Genomic DNA, 15,663 nt, shown 5'->3' on the forward strand with positions numbered 1-15,663 from the left:
GGGGGGGGGGGGGGGGGGCCCCGCCGCCCCCCCCACGGCGCGGGTCGCCGGCCGCTCGGTGTCCGAGAGGCGGGGCGCCGACGTCTGGGGCGCCGACTTCTGGGAGGCCGAAGGCTGCGCCGCCGACGGCAGGGCCGTCACGTTCGAGCGGGCCGCGTTGCTCGGTGTCGCCTCGGGTTGTGCCTCGCCCTGCTCGACGCTCGTGATGCGGGCGCGCAGCCGGTCGAGCTGCGTCGCCTTCTCGGCCTCGGCAAGCGCGCCGTCATCGGCGTCAGCGGACGCTTCGGCCGTCGGGCGGCTGGGGAATGCAATGACCGGGGCGAGCCCATCGGCGCCGCGGTTCTGGTCGTTGGTCATGTGAGAACACCTTCCGTGAGACTCGGCGAACGCATCGATGTGTCAGCGCTCCGATGCATCGAAGTGGGGCGGGCATCGTCACGAATGACCATGCCCGCCCCTGGGTCGACTACGCGATGCGTTCGATGATCTCGCCGGTGGCCTCGTCGTAGACGGGCTCGTCGGCTTCGGCCTCGGCGCCCTGACGGACACCGAGCTTCACGAGGATCTTGTCTTCGATCTCGAGCGCGACGTCGTCATGTTCCTTGAGGAAGCGACGCGCGTTCTCTTTACCCTGGCCGAGCTGGTCGCCCTCGTAGGTGAACCACGAGCCCGACTTGGTGACGATGCCGTGCTCGACACCGAAGTCGATGAGCGACCCCTCGCGCGAGATGCCCTCGCCAAAGAGGATGTCGAACTCGGCCTGCTTGAAGGGCGGGGCCATCTTGTTCTTGACGACCTTGACGCGGGTGCGGTTACCGACGGCGTCGCCGCCGTCCTTCAGTGTCTCGATGCGGCGAATGTCGAGGCGCACCGAGGCATAGAACTTCAGTGCCTTACCGCCCGAGGTGGTCTCGGGGCTGCCGAAGAAGACGCCAACCTTTTCACGCAGCTGGTTAATGAAGATGGCGGTGGTCTTCGTCTGGCTCAGACCACCCGTGAGCTTGCGCAGGGCCTGCGACATGAGGCGGGCCTGAAGGCCGACGTGGGCATCGCCCATTTCGCCCTCGATCTCGGCCTTCGGGGTGAGCGCTGCGACCGAGTCGATGACGACGAGGTCGACGGCGCCCGAGCGCACGAGCATGTCGGTGATTTCGAGCGCCTGCTCGCCCGTGTCGGGCTGCGAGACGAGCAGCTGGTCGATGTCGACGCCGAGCTTTTTCGCGTACTCGGGGTCGAGCGCGTGCTCGGCGTCGATGAACGCGGCGATGCCGCCGGCACGCTGCACGTTGGCGATGGCGTGGAGCGTCAGGGTTGTCTTACCCGACGACTCCGGGCCGTAGATCTCAACGACGCGGCCGCGAGGCAGGCCGCCAACGCCGAGCGCGACGTCGAGCGCGACGGAGCCGGTGGGGATGCTGTCGACGGGGGCGCGCTCTTCGCTGCCGAGTCGCATAACCGACCCCTTACCGAACTGGCGGTCGATCTGCGTCAGTGCGCTTTCGAGGGCTTTCTCGCGGTCTTTTGGTGCTGCCATTTTGGATGCTCCTTGGAGTCGGTATGTTGGTGCCCACAGGCTGTCTTGCGCTGATGTAGAGCACTTCGACAGGGCTGCGACCGGGTTTCGAACCTGATGCCGTCAGGCTAGGTCGAGCCTCCGACATGCATCGCAGTTGCTCGCCCGCCTGTGGAAAAGATCCGCTCCACAGCTCGCACGGTTGACACTACACCCGCTCGAACAATGTTTCGAACATGTGCGGGCGTGTCGCGCCCGGCTTTCGAATCTGACGAACGCGCATCCGCCCCGCTTCGCCCACCTAGGCTGGTGCTACCAGCAGGCAACGAGCAGCAGGAGTGACCATGGCGCCCGAACCAATCGGCCACATGACCGCCTACGGCGCCGAGCACCTCATCGTGCTCGCCATCACGGTTGTGCTCGCCGTTCTGCTCACCATCTGGGCTCGACGCGCGAACGGCACCGAACGGTTCGAGCGCATCCTCACCGTCTCGGGCTGGGTGCTGCTGGGAATCGCAGTCTTCTGGCTCGCGTGGGGCTTCCTGCCCGTGAACTGGAACCTCAACGAGTCGCTCCCCTTCCACTTCTCGGACGGGCTGCGCATCTTCGCCGCGATCGCGCTCATCACCCGCACGCCGTGGGCCGTGCTCGTCTCGTACTTCTGGGGCCTGACGCTGAACCTCATGTCGGTGCTCACGCCTGACCTCAACTACTTCGTCAACCCGACCCTCGAGTTCACCCTCTACTGGGTGCTCCACGTCGCCGTGTTCCTCGTGCCGTTCGTGCTCATCTGGGGCGCGGGCTACCAACCCACTTGGAAGGGCTTCGTGCTCGCCTACCTCATCACCTGCGCCTGGGTGGCAATCGCCATGATCGTCAACGCGATCACGGGTGCAAACTATGGCTACCTCTCGCACCCGCCGCGCGGCATCTCGCTGCTCGACGCGCTCGGGCCGTGGCCGAGCTACGTGCTCTGGGAGCTGCTGCTCGTCGCGATCGTCTGGTCACTCATGACCTGGCCGTGGACGACGCGGCGCGCGATTGCCGCATCCGGGCCCGCCGACAAGCCGGGCTTCGTGCGTCGCCGTCGCGTCCCAGTCCGCGCCGAGCTCAGCCCGCAGCCGGCAGTGACGGCCTAGTTCGAGGGCGGCAACAGGCCGACGCCGTACCAGCGGTTGCGCGGCACATCCATCGCGTCGCAGAGCGCGAGCCAGACGTCGCGGGCGTCCTCCCCCTCGTCGAGCGCCTGCTTCGCGGTGCGGTCGCCGAGCGGGCCGAGCACGACGTCGCGCACGACGGACGCCCCGTAGGCCTCGCCGAACTCGTCGCGGACCGCTCGCTGAAACTCGCTCAATCGCATACCCACCAGCCTAACGACCCGATGCCGCACCACCATGGAAAACCGGCTCGGCCCCGAGCAGCGCAGCTGTTCGGGGCCGAGTGCTGGTTCGGGTTAGTGCGTCGAGACTGCCTGCTCGTGACGAGCGGGCCCGTTGAGCAGGTTGTCCGGAACGGTGTCGGGAATAACCTGCTGCACCTGCGCCAGTTGGCGTTCGCGCGCGATGAGCGTTTCGCTCTTCGCAAGGCTGTTGCCAACCTCGTGGTAGATCGTCGACAGCGGCGTGTCGAGAGCTTCAGCGACCGAAGCGAGAATCTCGCTCGAGGCCTCTTTCTGCCCACGCTCAATCTCGGAGAGATATCCGAGCGCCACCGATGCACGGCCTGCCACCTGTCGGAGCGTGTCGCCGCGGCGTAGACGGACGTCCCGCAGCACCTCGCCCATTTCGTGTCGAACTAGCACCATACGGAACCTCCCTTCCTCAAGTTCGTTGGCTCGCATGGATCGCGAACCATGAAGTGTACAACCGTGAACTGATCGTGCGCATTCCCGATCACGTCAGCTCGCTCGGAAAATTTTCAGCGTCGCGGCGCTTCGGCCAGGTGTTCGAGCAGATTGAAGATCGCGGCCTCGACCGTGGCGATGCGGATGCGGTGGCGCGAGCCGACCGGGTCGTCGTCGCGCACGAGGTTGCTGAAGTCGAGCTGCACGACGCGGTCGCCGAAGATCGAGTCGATGCCGACGAACACCGTGCCGGGCTGCTGGCCGTCGGCGGGCTCGGGGCCGGCGACGCCGGTCGTCGAAATACCAATGTCGACCGGCTTCTCGCCCTTGAACGAGAACTGCTTGCGCACGCCCGCGGCCATCTGCTGCGCGACCTCGGGATGCACGGCGCCGGCCGCCGCGAGCAGCGAGCGTTCGACGCCGAGCAGCTCGCGCTTCGCCGCGAACTGATAGGCGACGGTGCCGCCCTGGAACGACGCCGAGATGCCCGGCACTCGCACGAGCTCGGCCGCGAGCTCACCGCCGGTGAGCGACTCGGCGACCGAAATCGTGAGGCCCGCCTCGATAAGCACCTGCCCGAGTTCAGCGGTCTGGGCCGGGATCACGTTAATTTCGGCGGGCACCGCGGGCAGTGGCGGCATCGCGTCGTCGACCGGGGCGTCGCCAGCAGGCGCCGCAGCGGCCGCCTCAGCCTCGGCACCCTCGGGCAGTGGCACGGCCTGCGCGCCGCCCTCAACGTTGATCGGGTCGATCACCTCGGCCTCCCAGTAGTCGGCCTGCTCGGTGTCGACTGGCTGGGTCGCATCGTCTCTCGAGGATGAATCACTCATGCCTGCTCCCCCACTGTCGTGGCCGACGGTGCGCCACCGTCGTGCTTCTTTGGCCAGTATGCCCGCACGAGGTAGTCGATTCCCGACCAGATGGTGAGAACGAACGCGGCCGACATGAACGCGCCGTTCACCCAGTGCATCCAGTCGCCGAGCAGCGCCGGGAACGGCGCGATCGCGAGCGAGATCGCAACCGCCTGCATGACGGTCTTGAGCTTGCCGCCGCGACCGGCGGGCAGCACGATACGACGGGCCTCGATGAGTCGCCAGACGGTGATGCCGAGCTCGCGCACGAGGATGAGGATCGTCACCCACCATGGCAGCTCGGCGAGCACGCTGAGCAGAATCAGTGCCGCCCCGGTGAGCGCCTTGTCGGCGATCGGGTCGAGCAGCTTGCCGAGGTTGGAGATGAGGTTGCGGCTGCGCGCGAGGTGGCCATCGACCGCATCCGAGCTGATGCCGACGACGAACAGCGCAAGCGCAACCCAGCGCAGGGCACCGTGCTCGCCCGCATCCGCGAGCATCACCCACACGAACGCGGGCACGAAGAGAATGCGCACCATCGTGATGAGGTTGGGCACCGCCCAGGGGCTCACCGGCCCGTCGCCGCGTCGCCAGATGCGGGGCCGCTCGGCGGCGTTGCGGGGGTCAGTCACGACCGGTCAGCTCCCATGCGTCTTCGGACTCGGAGGACTCGACCTCTTCAAGGCCCTCGTACTTCGCCTCGATCGGGTCGTCGCCGTACGGGTCGGCGTCATCGTCGTCGCCCGAGGGCGCCGCCGGCGGCGGACCGTCGCCGCGCAGCATCGCGAGCACTTCGGCGAGCTGATCCGGAGCGACGAGCACGTCACGCGCCTTCGAGCCCTCAGAAGGGCCGACGATCTCGCGCGACTCGAGCAGGTCCATGAGTCGCCCCGCCTTCGCGAAGCCGACGCGGAGCTTGCGCTGCAGCATCGAGGTCGAGCCAAACTGCGAGGTGATGACGAGCTCGGCGGCCGCGAGCAGCGGCTCGAGGTCATCGCCGATGTCGGAGTCGATCTCGCGCTTCTCGGCTGGCGCCGTGACGTCGGCGCGGTACTCGGGCTTCGCCTCGGACTTCACGTGCGTGACGACCTGGTGAATCTCCTTGTCACTCACCCACGCGCCCTGCACGCGAATCGGCTTCGAGCCCTGCGGCGAGAACAGCGCGTCACCCTGACCGATCAGCGTCTCGGCACCGGTCTGGTCGAGGATCACTCGGGAGTCGGTCGAGCTCGTCACGGCGAAGGCAAGGCGCGAGGGCACGTTCGCCTTGATGAGGCCGGTGACGACGTCGACCGAGGGGCGCTGCGTCGCGAGCACGAGGTGGATACCCGCGGCGCGCGCGAGCTGCGTGATGCGCACGATGGAGTCCTCGACGTCGCGTGGCGCGGCCATCATGAGCTCGGCGAGCTCGTCGACGACGACGAGGAGGTACGGGTAGGGCTTGAGCTTGCGCTTCGACCCCTCGGGTACTTCGACCTGCCCCGCGCGGATCGCCGCGTTGAAGTCGTCGATGTGCCGGAACCCGAAGTTCTCAAGGTCGTCGTAGCGCATCTCCATCTCCTTCACGACCCACTGGAGCGCCTCGGCGGCCTTCTTCGGGTTCGTGATGATGGGGGTGATGAGGTGCGGCACGCCCTGGTATGGCGTGAGCTCGACGCGCTTCGGGTCGACGAGCACCATGCGCACCTCGGTGGGCTTCGATCGCATGAGCAGTGAGACGATCATCGAGTTCACGAAGCTCGACTTACCCGAACCGGTCGAACCGGCGACGAGCAGGTGGGGCATCTTCGCGAGGTTCGCGAGTACGAAGCCACCCTCGACGTCTTTGCCCACGCCAATCGTCATCGGATGGTGCGCTTTGAGCGCTTTCTGCGAGGCGAGCACGTCGCCGAGCTGCACCGTCTCGCGGTCGGTGTTCGGAATCTCGATACCGATCGCCGACTTGCCGGGAATCGGCGAGAGGATGCGCACCTGGTTCGAGCGCACGGCGTAGGCGATGTTCTTCGAGAGGTTCGTGACCTTCTCGACTTTCGTGCCGGGCGCGACCTCAACCTCATAGCGCGTCACGGTCGGGCCGCGCGAGAAGCCGGTCACCTGGGCGTCAACGTTGAACGACTTGAAGGTCTGGTTGAGCGCCTCAATGGTCGACTCGTTCGCCTCGGTCTTTGACTTCGGCGCCTCGCCGCGTTCGAGGATGCGCGTGGCCGGCAGCTGATAGGCCACCTGCTCGTCGCTCGGCTCGGCCCGGGTGTCCCAGCTCGCTGTCTCATCCTCTTCGACCGCCGCGAGCGCGTCGGCCTCGCTCGGCTCGCTCGACGCGGCCGGCGCTGGAGCCGAGGGTGCAGCTGCGGCGGCAGCGGCGGGCGCAGTGCGCTTCGGAGTCTCAGGGATCGGCGCGGTGTCGCCGCGCATCGGCGGCAGCACCTCGGTCGGGTTCTCGAGCGGGGCGGGCGCGCCAAAGTCCTGCGGCGCCGAGCCGTCGGTGGGCGCCTGCACCTCGTCGAACACGTCGAGGCCGAGCACCTCGGTCTCGTCGTCGCGGCGACGGCGCTTGCGGCCCTTGCGGCCCTTCGCCTCGGTGTCGAGCACCTTCGTCGCGTCGCTGCCCTCGCGGTTGCTCGGGTCGACGAGCGGCGTGTCGTAGGCCGGGTCTTCTTCGCGCCCGGTGTCGTTGCGGCGCCACCACGGCACGTCGTCGTCGGTGGGCTTGCGGGCTGGTTCCTCCTGCGCTGCGGGAACATCCTGCCCCTTCGCCTCGGCCGAGTGTTCGGCGCCGACGAGCCAGTTCCAGCCCTCGACGATGCGCGACGGCAGCTGTCTCGGCGGCGTCTTCGTCAGTACGAAGAGCGAGAGTACGAAGATAAGCGCGAGCACGATCGTCGCGCCGATGATCGTGATGATGAAGCCGAGCGAGCCGCCGACCATCCAGCCGAAGATGCCACCGGCGCGGGCGAGCGAGGGCATGCCCTCGGCCGGCTGCGGCTGGCCCGCATGGAGGTGGCAGATGCCGGCGGCGCTGAACAGTGCCATCGCGAGCCCCGTGAACACTCGCCCGTTGTCGTAGACGGATGCGGGGTGCCGGTAGAGCCAGAGCGCGAGGCCAACGAGCACAATCGGCATCGCGTAGGCGACGAGGCCGAACAGTCCGCCGAAGCTGAAGGCGTTGAGGTTCTCGGCGATGACGTTGCCGGGGAAGAACCAGAGCGTGACGCCGCCGATGATGCCGAGCAGCACGAGGGCGGTCGGGAAGGTGTCGCGGCGGTCTTCTTTCGCGAGAGTGTCGCGTCCGAGCGCCCGGGCGGCCCCGCCCATGCTGTGGGCAAAACCGTTCCAGGCGCGCGCGCCGAGCCCCAGTTCCTCGTTGGTGAACTGGACCTTGGTGTCGTTTTTCGCGGTGCCGCGGGAGCGGGTGGAGTTGGACCCGGACCCCTTCTTCCCACGGTTGGAGGCAGTATTCGGCATAACTACCAGGGTAGTGCCGAGGCGCAACTACGCCCCGGCACTACCACGGAGTGGCCGAGAATTGCCCTTCGGGGGTTATTCGCCGGTGTTCGCGAAGGTGACGACGGGCACGATCATCGGGCGGCGACGCTGCTTCGTGCCGGCCCAGCGGCCGACGACGCGGCGTACCGCCTGCGAGAGGCGGTACGTGTCGCGCACACCGTCGTCGAGCGCATCCTCGAGCGCCTTGCGCACCTGCGGCACGAGCGACTCAAACACGCGGTCGTCGGGCGCGAAGGCGCGAGCGTGGAACTCGGGACCCGCGATGATCTTGCCGGTGGCCGGGTCGATCACGGTGTAGATCGAGATGAAGCCCTCGGAGGAGAGCACGAGACGGTCCTTGAGGTCGTCCTCCGTGACGGTGCCGACGGTCTTGCCGTCGACGTAGACGAAACCGACCGGCACCTCCCCGACCTTCTTCGGCACGCCGCCCGCGAGATCGATGACGCCGCCATTCTCGGTGACGATCGTGTGGTCGCGCTCGACGCCGGACTTCACCGCGATGTTCGCGTTCGCGGTGAGGTGGCGGAACTCGCCGTGAACCGGCATGGCGTATTTCGGCTTGATGACGTTGTACGCGGCGAGGAGCTCGTCGGCGAAGCCGTGACCCGAAACGTGCACGCGGGCGTTGCCCTTGTGCACTACGTCGGCCCCGGCCTTCATGAGGTTGTTGATCATGTTCGACACGGGCACCTCGTTGCCCGGCACGAGGCTCGAGGCAAGCACGACACGGTCGCCCTCCCCCACCTCGATCGCGTGGTCGCCCTGCGCGATGCGGTTGAGCACGGCGAGCGTCTCGCCCTGCGAGCCGGTGCAGACGAACACGACGCGGTCGCGCGGCAGGTCGAGCGCCTTCTTGTAGTCGATGATGACGCCCTTGGGCGCGTGCAGGTACCCGAGGTCGAGGGCGATGCCCATGTTGCGCACCATCGAGCGGCCGACGAGCGCAATCTTGCGGTTGTTCGCGGCAGCAGCGTTAATGACGTGTTGCACGCGGTGAATGTGGCTCGCGAAGCTCGAAACGATGACGCGGCCCGTGCTCGTGCGCACGGCCTCGTTGATCGCCGGGGCGACCGACATCTCGGAGCCCGAGTGGCCCGCAACCTCGGCGTTCGTCGAGTCGCAGAGGAACAGGTCGACGCCCTGCTCACCGAAGCGGCTGAGGGCGCGCATGTCGGTGAGTCGCCCATCCATCGGCGTCGGGTCCATCTTGAGGTCGGCCGTGTGGATGAAGCTGCCGGCCTTCGACGTGACGTGCACGCCGAGCGAGTCGGGAATCGAGTGGTTCACGGCCCAGAACTCCGCACGGAACGGGCCGAACTCCTCGACGTCGCCCTCGTGCACCGTCAGCGTGTACGGCGTGATGCGGTGTTCCTTGAGCTTCGCCTCGACGAGCGCGAGGGTAAGCGGCGAGCCGATGAGGGGAATGTCGGGCTTGCGCTTGAGCAGGTACGGCACACCCCCAATGTGGTCTTCGTGGCCGTGCGTGAGGAAGATGCCCACGACGTCGTCGAGGCGGTCGAGGATGATCTCGATGTCGGGCAGGATCAGGTCAACGCCGGGCTGCGTCGATTCAGGGAAGAGCACGCCGACGTCGATGATGAAGATCTTGCCGTTGAGCTCGAACGACGTCATGTTGCGACCGACCTCACCGAGGCCGCCGTGCGGGATGATTCGCATCGTGTCTCGGGCGAGCGGGGGCAGCTGCACCGGAATTGATTCGGTTATTTCGTTTGACATAGTTACCTGTCGGTTTGGCAACCGCAGGATGCGCGGGATGGCCCGGCGGGCGCGGTCGCAGTGGGATGACGCCTAGCGCGTCGTGCCGGCAATCTTCGGCAGAGCGCCACCGGCGGCGGCGTTGCGATCCGGGCGGAAGTTGGAAAAGTCGATGCCGTGGAGGCCCTGCACCTTGGCGATGTCGTTCTCGATCATCTCGGCCTCCCACTCCTCCGGCCCGACGAGGGGCAGGCGGACGCGGGGCGTCGAGATGCGGCCAAGGCCGTGAAGGATGTACTTGGTCGAGACGGTGCCGGGGATGTGCGTCATCGTCGCGCGGGCGAGTGGTTCGAGGAGCTTGTGCTCGGCGGTCGCCGTGGCCAGGTCGCCGCGGTTTACGGCGTCGATGATGGTGCGGTACGGCTGCGGCGCGATGTTCGCGGTCACCCCGATGAGGCCGGTCGCACCGATCGCGAGCTCGGGCAGCGCCATGGCGTCGTCGCCTGCGTAATAGAGCAGGTCGGTCTCGTTGAGCACCTGCGACACCTCGGCGAGGTCGCCCTTGGCATCCTTCACCGCGAGGATATTCGGGTGCTTCGCCAGGCGCTGAATGGTCTCACGCTTCACCGGCACACCCGCGCGGCCGGGGATGTCGTAGACGATCATCGGCAGGTCGGTCGCGTCGGCAACCATGCGGAAGTGCGTGAGCAGGCCCGCCTGCGTCGGCTTGTTGTAGTAGGGCGTGACCGCCATGACGGCGTCGGCGCCGGCCTCGGCCGACTGCCTTGCGAGCTGGATCGCGTGGGCGGTCTCGTTCGAGGGGCCGCCCTGAATCACCTTTGCGCGGCCGTTCGCCACCGACTTCGTGACCTTGATGAGCTGCAGTTTCTCGGCATCGGTGAGCGTCGAGGTCTCGCCGGTCGTGCCGGAGACGACGATGCCGTCGGCACCGTGAGATACGAGGTGGTCGACGAGGCGCTCGACGTCGTCCCATGCAACTTCCCCGTCGTGGTCCATTGGGGTAATGAGGGCGACGAGAACCTGGCCGAAGGGATTTACTGCAGTCACGGCATCCAGGGTACCGCGTGCGGTGATCTCTGGCCGAGTCCGCCCCCGGAAACATGCGGCGGGGTCGGGTGTGGTGGGGCGGCTCGCCGTGCCGGGTTCGCGCCCGTGCGTGTTACCGCGACAATAGGTGTCATGCCAGAACAGCCTGACGCCACCGAATCGACGCCCGAGACCGCTGAGAACGCCGGCACCGGCAAGTCGTCGGCGAGCTCGCGCGCGAAGTTTCGCGTGCGCTCATTCTCGATGCGCGGCCACAACCGGATGTCGCGCGACTTCGACGAGGTGCTTGAGCAGCACGGCCCGCGCTACCTCATCGACTTCCCGGCCGGCCCGACGATCGCCACAATCGCCGCGGATGCGCGCATCAACCTCAACGCCGAGTTCAGCCGCGAGGCGCCCCTCGTGGTCGAGATCGGCCCCGGCAACGGCGAGCAGCTGACCCACGCGGCCCTGCAGCACCCCGACTGGAACTTCCTCGCCTTCGAGGCGTGGCACCCGGGCGCAGCACGCTGCGTCGGCAACTTCGCCCGCGCGGGCGTCGAGAACGTGCGGGTCATCGAAGCGGATGCGGCGCAGGCGCTGCCGATCGTGTTCGGCCTCGAGGTGGCACAGGTCGACGAGGATGTTCAGGGCGGCTACGGCGTCGGCGTCGACGGCACCGGGCGCACGACCGGGCGGCGCGACCCCGCGCATCCGAATTCGGCGAACCCCCTCGCGCACGAGGTGTGGACCTTCTTCCCCGACCCCTGGCGCAAGGCGCGCCACCACAAGCGCCGCCTCGTGAACGAGCTCTTCGCCGCAACGATTGCCGGCGTGCTCGAGCCGGGCGGTACGTGGCGCCTCGCGACCGATTGGGAGAACTACGCCTGGCAGATGCGCGACGTCATCGAGGCTTCGGAGTTCTTCACGAACCCACACGCCGGCGAGCGACCGGATCCGGCCGACCGCGAGCCCGAGCGCGGCGGCTTCGCACCCCGCTACGAAGGGCGGCTGCTCACGCACTTCGAGGAGCGCGGCGAGCTGGCGGGGCGCCCGCCACACGACATCGTGGGGGTTCGCGTCTAGCTCCGGGCCTGCCGAACTTCGAGCCGGTTCGCTAGCTCACGTCGCGGCGCAACCGCGAGGCTTTGCGCAGCCCGAGCTCCGGGATGTCGTGGGTGATCGTGACGATGCCGTTCGCATCGATCGACACCTCCTCGCGCACGAGCGGGCCGCCCTCGCGGCGCTCGACCGGCACTCGCGCAAGCGCGCCGCCTGCCGCGCGGTCCTGCGCAGCGAGCTCATCGGTGAACGGCACGAGCACCTCGGCGAGCGTCGTGAGGTTACCCACGCCCGAGGCGCCGCGGGTGAATTCGACGAAGCGGAACCAGCCGACGTTGTGCGCGGCCCGGTACTCGCGCGTCGTCGTCGCACCGGCCACGGCGTCGCCCGCCTCGACGAGCACGTCGAAGTCGACTGCGCGGCCGCCCTCGCGCTCGCGAAACACGCCGATGCCACGCGATGAGCGGTCGCGCAGCCAGTAGTCGGACTTCGCGTCGGCGGCGATCGCCAGGCCGATCGCGGTCGATGCGGCCGGGTACGGCGAACGGTGCACGCGCCGGCCGAAGCGCTCGCGCAGCAGGCGGGGCACGAGCGGCAGCGCGCTCGCTCCGCCGACGAGGTAGATGCCAGCGATGTCGGAGTCGCTGAGATCGCCGGACTCGGCGCCCGAGGCGGCCATGCTCGGCGCCATCACTGCGATCGTGCGCTCAATGAGCGGCGTCGCCGCCTCGTTGAAGTCGGAGACCAGCACGATGACATCGTCGTCACCCCGCTCGAGCAGCAGGCGTCGGGTCTGCGGGGTGAGCCGCTCCTTCGCAGTGCGGGCCTCCGCGAGTAACCGCTCGCGCTCGGCATTCGGGAGGGTAGAGAGGTCCTCCCCCGTACCGAGCGCGAGACCGACGAGCCGCTCGTCGAAGTCGTCGCCGCCGAGGTGTGGGTCGCCCGAAGTCATGCGCACCTCGTGCTCGGCGCCGTCGATGCGCACGAGCGAGGCGTCGAACGTGCCACCACCGAGGTCGTAGATGACCACGTCCGTGCGCCGCGAGTTCAGGGTGCGTGCGTGCCGGTGACTGTACTCGAACGCGGCCGCGCTCGGCTCGTTGACGAGCGCGAGCACGTGCACTCCGGCGCGGGCGAAGGCGTCGAGCGTGAGCAGGCGCTGCGCGTTACCCGCATTCGCGGGCACACCGACCACCGCCTCGAGGTCGCGGTCACCCGCCGCCTCACGGTCACGCACGAGCGGATGCTGGCGCAGCTGCTCGACGACGTGCGTGGCGAACGCGGCAAGCACCTCGCCGAGCGGGCGGGTCTCGTCGCCGATCGGCACCGGGGTGCCGGCCGACGCATCCGCCGTGCCAAGCAGGCGCTTGAACGAGCGGGCATGCGCGCCGGGCTGGGCCAGCGCATCCCAGCCGCAGACCATGCGGTCGCCCGCGAGCGCGACGACCGAGGGGATGTGTTCGTGCGGGTCGCCGAGGCCGTCTTCCACGCCGACCACCGGGTAGTTCCCGCGGTCGACGAGGGCGACGAGGGTGCGCGTGGTGCCGAAATCGATGCCGAGTCGCATGCGGCAGACCGTACCAAGCACGCGTGACGCGCGACCCTGCGTCGCCCGGTCGCGCCCTCGCTACTTCTTCTTCGACTCCTCGACGTCGCCCGACAGCGCAGCGATGAACGCGTTCTGCGGCACCTCGACGCGGCCGACCATCTTCATGCGCTTCTTGCCTTCCTTCTGCTTCTCGAGCAGCTTGCGCTTGCGGCTGATGTCGCCGCCGTAGCACTTGGCAAGCACGTCCTTGCGGATCGCGCGGATCGTTTCGCGGGCGATGATGCGCGCGCCGATGGCGGCCTGAATCGGCACCTCAAACTGCTGGCGCGGAATGAGCTTGCGCAGGCGCTCGGCCATCATCGTGCCGTAGCTATAGGCCGCGTCGCGGTGCACGATCGCGCTGAACGCGTCGACCTTCTCGCCCTGCAGCAGAATGTCGACCTTGACGAGGTCGTCGGCCTGATCGCCAATGGGCTCGTAGTCGAGCGAGGCGTAGCCCTGCGTGCGCGACTTGAGCTGGTCGAAGAAGTCGAAGACGATCTCGCCGAGCGGCAGCACGTAGCGCAGATCGACACGCTCCTCCGAGAGGTAGTCCATCGACTCGAGGCGGCCGCGGCGCTGCTCGCAGAGCTCCATGACCTTGCCGATGTAGTCCTTCGGCACGAGGATCGACGCCTTCACCATCGGCTCGCGCACCTCGTTGATCTTGCCCTCGGGGAACTCCGAGGGGTTCGTCACGTGGTGCGTCTCGCCGTCCTCGGTCACGACGTCGTAGGTCACGGACGGTGCCGTGGTGATGAGGTCAATGTCGAACTCTCGCTGGAGGCGCTCGGTGATGATCTCGAGGTGGAGCAGGCCGAGAAAGCCAACGCGGAAACCGAAGCCGAGCGCAACCGAAGTCTCGGGCTCGTAACTCAGCGCCGCATCCTCGAGCTTGAGCTTGTCGAGCGCCTCGCGCAGGTCGGTGTAGTCGCCGGCCTCGATCGGGTAGAGGCCCGAGAACACCATCGGCTTCGGGTCGACGTAGCCGGGCAGGCCCTCGCTCGCGGGGTTCTTCGTGGCGGTGACGGTGTCGCCCACCTTCGACAGGCGCACATCTTTCACGCCGGTGATGAGGTAGCCGACCTCGCCCACCGAGAGCCCTTTTGCCTGCTTCGGCTCGGGCGCCGAGACGCCCAGCTCGAGCAGGTCGTGGGTCGCGCCGGTCGAGATCATCTTGATCTTCTCGCCGGCGCGGATTGATCCGTCGACCATGCGCACATAGGTGATAACGCCGCGGTAGGTGTCGTAGACCGAGTCGAAGATGAGCCCGCGCGGGGCCGCATCCTTGTCACCCGCCGGCGCCGGGATGCGCTCGACGATGCGGTCGAGCAGCTCGGCCACGCCCGCGCCCGTCTTGCCCGAGACGCGGAGGACGTCGGCCGGATCGCCGCCGATGAGGTTCGAGATTTCGAGCGAGACGCGCTCAGGGTCGGCCGCCGGCAGGTCGATCTTGTTGAGCACTGGGATGATCTCGAGATCGTTTTCCATCGCGAGGTAGAGGTTCGCAAGGGTCTGCGCCTCGATGCCCTGTGCGGCATCGACGAGCAAGATCGCACCCTCGCACGCCGCGAGCGAGCGCGACACCTCGTACGAGAAGTCGACGTGGCCCGGGGTGTCGATCATGTTGAGGATGAAGTCGCCGGTTTCGGAGGTGTGCCACGGCATGCGCACGGCCTGCGACTTGATCGTGATGCCGCGCTCGCGCTCGAGGTCCATCTTGTCGAGGTATTGGGCGCGCATCACGCGGTCCTCGACCGAGCCGGTCAGCTGCAGCATGCGGTCGGCCAGCGTGGACTTACCGTGGTCGATGTGCGCAATGATGCAAAAGTTGCGGATGCGCTCGGCGGGCGTCGCGAGCGGCTGCAGGATCTCAGGCTGATTCGGCATGGTACCGGCCATTGTCCCATGCTCCTGGGGGCGGATGCGCGTCGTCGGGTGGTTCGTTTAGCGGGGCGGGCCCGTGGCCCGTGCCCGGCGGCGCCTCCCGAGGCGCTGCGCGCTCGAGAAAGTTAGGGGCGCGGTGAGGGTGGATTCCTGGTAAAGTTGGGCGCTGGCTTACGCGTACCCCACTCGACGCGATGCTGACGGCGGCCCCTCTACCCGCTCGAGGCGAATCCATTCATTCTCTTCACGAAAGTAGTTACGTGGCAAACATCAAGTCGCAGATCAAGCGCATCGGCACCAACCGCAAGGCGACCGAGCGCAACCGTGCCTACAAGTCGGAGCTGCGCACCGCGATTCGTCGCGTGCGTGAGGCCGTCGCTACCGGCAACCAGGAGCAGGCCGCTACCGCCCTTGCTTACGCTACGAAGAAGCTCGACAAGGCTGTTTCGAAGGGCGTCATTCACAAGAACCAGGCCGCGAACCGCAAGTCGGCCATCGCGAAGCTCGTGAACGGCGTCGAGGCCTAGTCACCTCGATCTTGTCGAACGCCCCGCTGTGTTGCGGGGCGTTCGTCGTTTCCGTGGCGGTCGGGCCCCAGCTCATCCATGGGTGTTGCATTTGGCCCCAAAAATCGACGAGAACTGGCGCGGGA

At 67.6% G+C, this 15,663-nt stretch carries 13 protein-coding genes and 1 pseudogene; 3 read left to right on the plus strand and 11 right to left on the minus strand.

What is annotated here, in order from left to right; all coding sequences use genetic code 11:
* Positions 1-357 (minus strand): annotated as a pseudogene (locus tag QM019_RS08265) (hypothetical protein); the annotation flags it as partial.
* 109 nt (positions 358-466) lie between these two features.
* Positions 467-1,534, minus strand: a complete 1,068-nt coding sequence (recA, locus tag QM019_RS08270; RefSeq protein ID WP_193127934.1) for a recombinase RecA — start codon at positions 1,532-1,534, stop codon at positions 467-469.
* A gap of 323 nt (positions 1,535-1,857) precedes the next feature.
* Here recA and QM019_RS08275 point away from each other — a divergent pair, with 323 nt between their 5' ends.
* Entirely contained in the window at positions 1,858-2,652 is a 795-nt protein-coding gene (locus tag QM019_RS08275; protein WP_282827524.1) for a YwaF family protein, read from the plus strand.
* On the opposite strand, the gene QM019_RS08280 is transcribed toward QM019_RS08275, so the two are convergent.
* The 7 genes from QM019_RS08280 to dapA form a co-directional block, all read right to left on the minus strand.
* Positions 2,649-2,873, minus strand: a complete 225-nt coding sequence (locus tag QM019_RS08280; RefSeq protein WP_164509769.1) for a DUF3046 domain-containing protein — start codon at positions 2,871-2,873, stop codon at positions 2,649-2,651. The two genes, QM019_RS08275 and QM019_RS08280, sit on opposite strands and share 4 nt — an antisense overlap.
* Positions 2,874-2,966: 93 nt before the next feature.
* Positions 2,967-3,317, minus strand: coding sequence for a helix-turn-helix domain-containing protein (locus QM019_RS08285; protein WP_282852583.1), 351 nt, complete (start codon positions 3,315-3,317; stop codon positions 2,967-2,969).
* 113 nt (positions 3,318-3,430) lie between these two features.
* Positions 3,431-4,186 carry a CinA family protein gene (locus QM019_RS08290; RefSeq protein WP_282852584.1) on the minus strand — a complete coding sequence of 252 codons (756 nt, stop codon included), beginning with the start codon at positions 4,184-4,186 and terminating at the stop codon, positions 3,431-3,433.
* A complete protein-coding gene (gene pgsA / locus QM019_RS08295; RefSeq protein WP_282827531.1) occupies positions 4,183-4,839 on the minus strand; it encodes a CDP-diacylglycerol--glycerol-3-phosphate 3-phosphatidyltransferase in 657 nt (218 codons plus the stop codon). Before pgsA ends, QM019_RS08290 begins: the two co-directional genes overlap by 4 nt.
* A complete protein-coding gene (locus QM019_RS08300) occupies positions 4,832-7,669 on the minus strand; it encodes an FtsK/SpoIIIE family DNA translocase (RefSeq protein WP_282852585.1) in 2,838 nt (945 codons plus the stop codon). Before QM019_RS08300 ends, pgsA begins: the two co-directional genes overlap by 8 nt.
* 75 nt (positions 7,670-7,744) lie before the next feature.
* Complete coding sequence (locus tag QM019_RS08305) at positions 7,745-9,448, minus strand: ribonuclease J (RefSeq protein WP_282852586.1); 1,704 nt, start codon at positions 9,446-9,448, stop codon at positions 7,745-7,747.
* A 72-nt stretch (positions 9,449-9,520) separates the two neighbouring features.
* Complete coding sequence (dapA, locus tag QM019_RS08310; RefSeq protein WP_282852587.1) at positions 9,521-10,495, minus strand: 4-hydroxy-tetrahydrodipicolinate synthase; 975 nt, start codon at positions 10,493-10,495, stop codon at positions 9,521-9,523.
* Between the two features lie 132 nt (positions 10,496-10,627).
* Between dapA and trmB the strand changes: the two genes are divergently transcribed.
* Positions 10,628-11,560, plus strand: a complete 933-nt coding sequence (gene trmB / locus QM019_RS08315; RefSeq protein ID WP_282852588.1) for a tRNA (guanine(46)-N(7))-methyltransferase TrmB — start codon at positions 10,628-10,630, stop codon at positions 11,558-11,560.
* Positions 11,561-11,591: 31 nt separating this feature from the next.
* Here the strand turns inward: trmB and QM019_RS08320 are convergent, their stop codons facing one another.
* Together QM019_RS08320 and lepA are read right to left on the minus strand one after the other, a co-directional pair.
* Positions 11,592-13,103: an Hsp70 family protein gene (locus tag QM019_RS08320; RefSeq protein ID WP_282852589.1), complete on the minus strand. Its 1,512-nt coding sequence runs from the start codon at positions 13,101-13,103 to the stop codon at positions 11,592-11,594.
* 60 nt (positions 13,104-13,163) lie between these two features.
* Positions 13,164-15,014 (minus strand): translation elongation factor 4, encoded by a 1,851-nt coding sequence (lepA, locus tag QM019_RS08325; protein ID WP_282852606.1) that lies wholly within the window; start codon positions 15,012-15,014, stop codon positions 13,164-13,166.
* A gap of 257 nt (positions 15,015-15,271) precedes the next feature.
* Here lepA and rpsT point away from each other — a divergent pair, with 257 nt between their 5' ends.
* Positions 15,272-15,538, plus strand: coding sequence for a 30S ribosomal protein S20 (gene rpsT, locus QM019_RS08330; protein WP_125107220.1), 267 nt, complete (start codon positions 15,272-15,274; stop codon positions 15,536-15,538).
* The last annotated feature ends 125 nt before the right edge of the window (positions 15,539-15,663 follow it).

The sequence above is a fragment of the Gulosibacter sediminis genome, from assembly GCF_030011715.1.
GTDB lineage: Bacteria > Actinomycetota > Actinomycetes > Actinomycetales > Microbacteriaceae > Gulosibacter > Gulosibacter sediminis.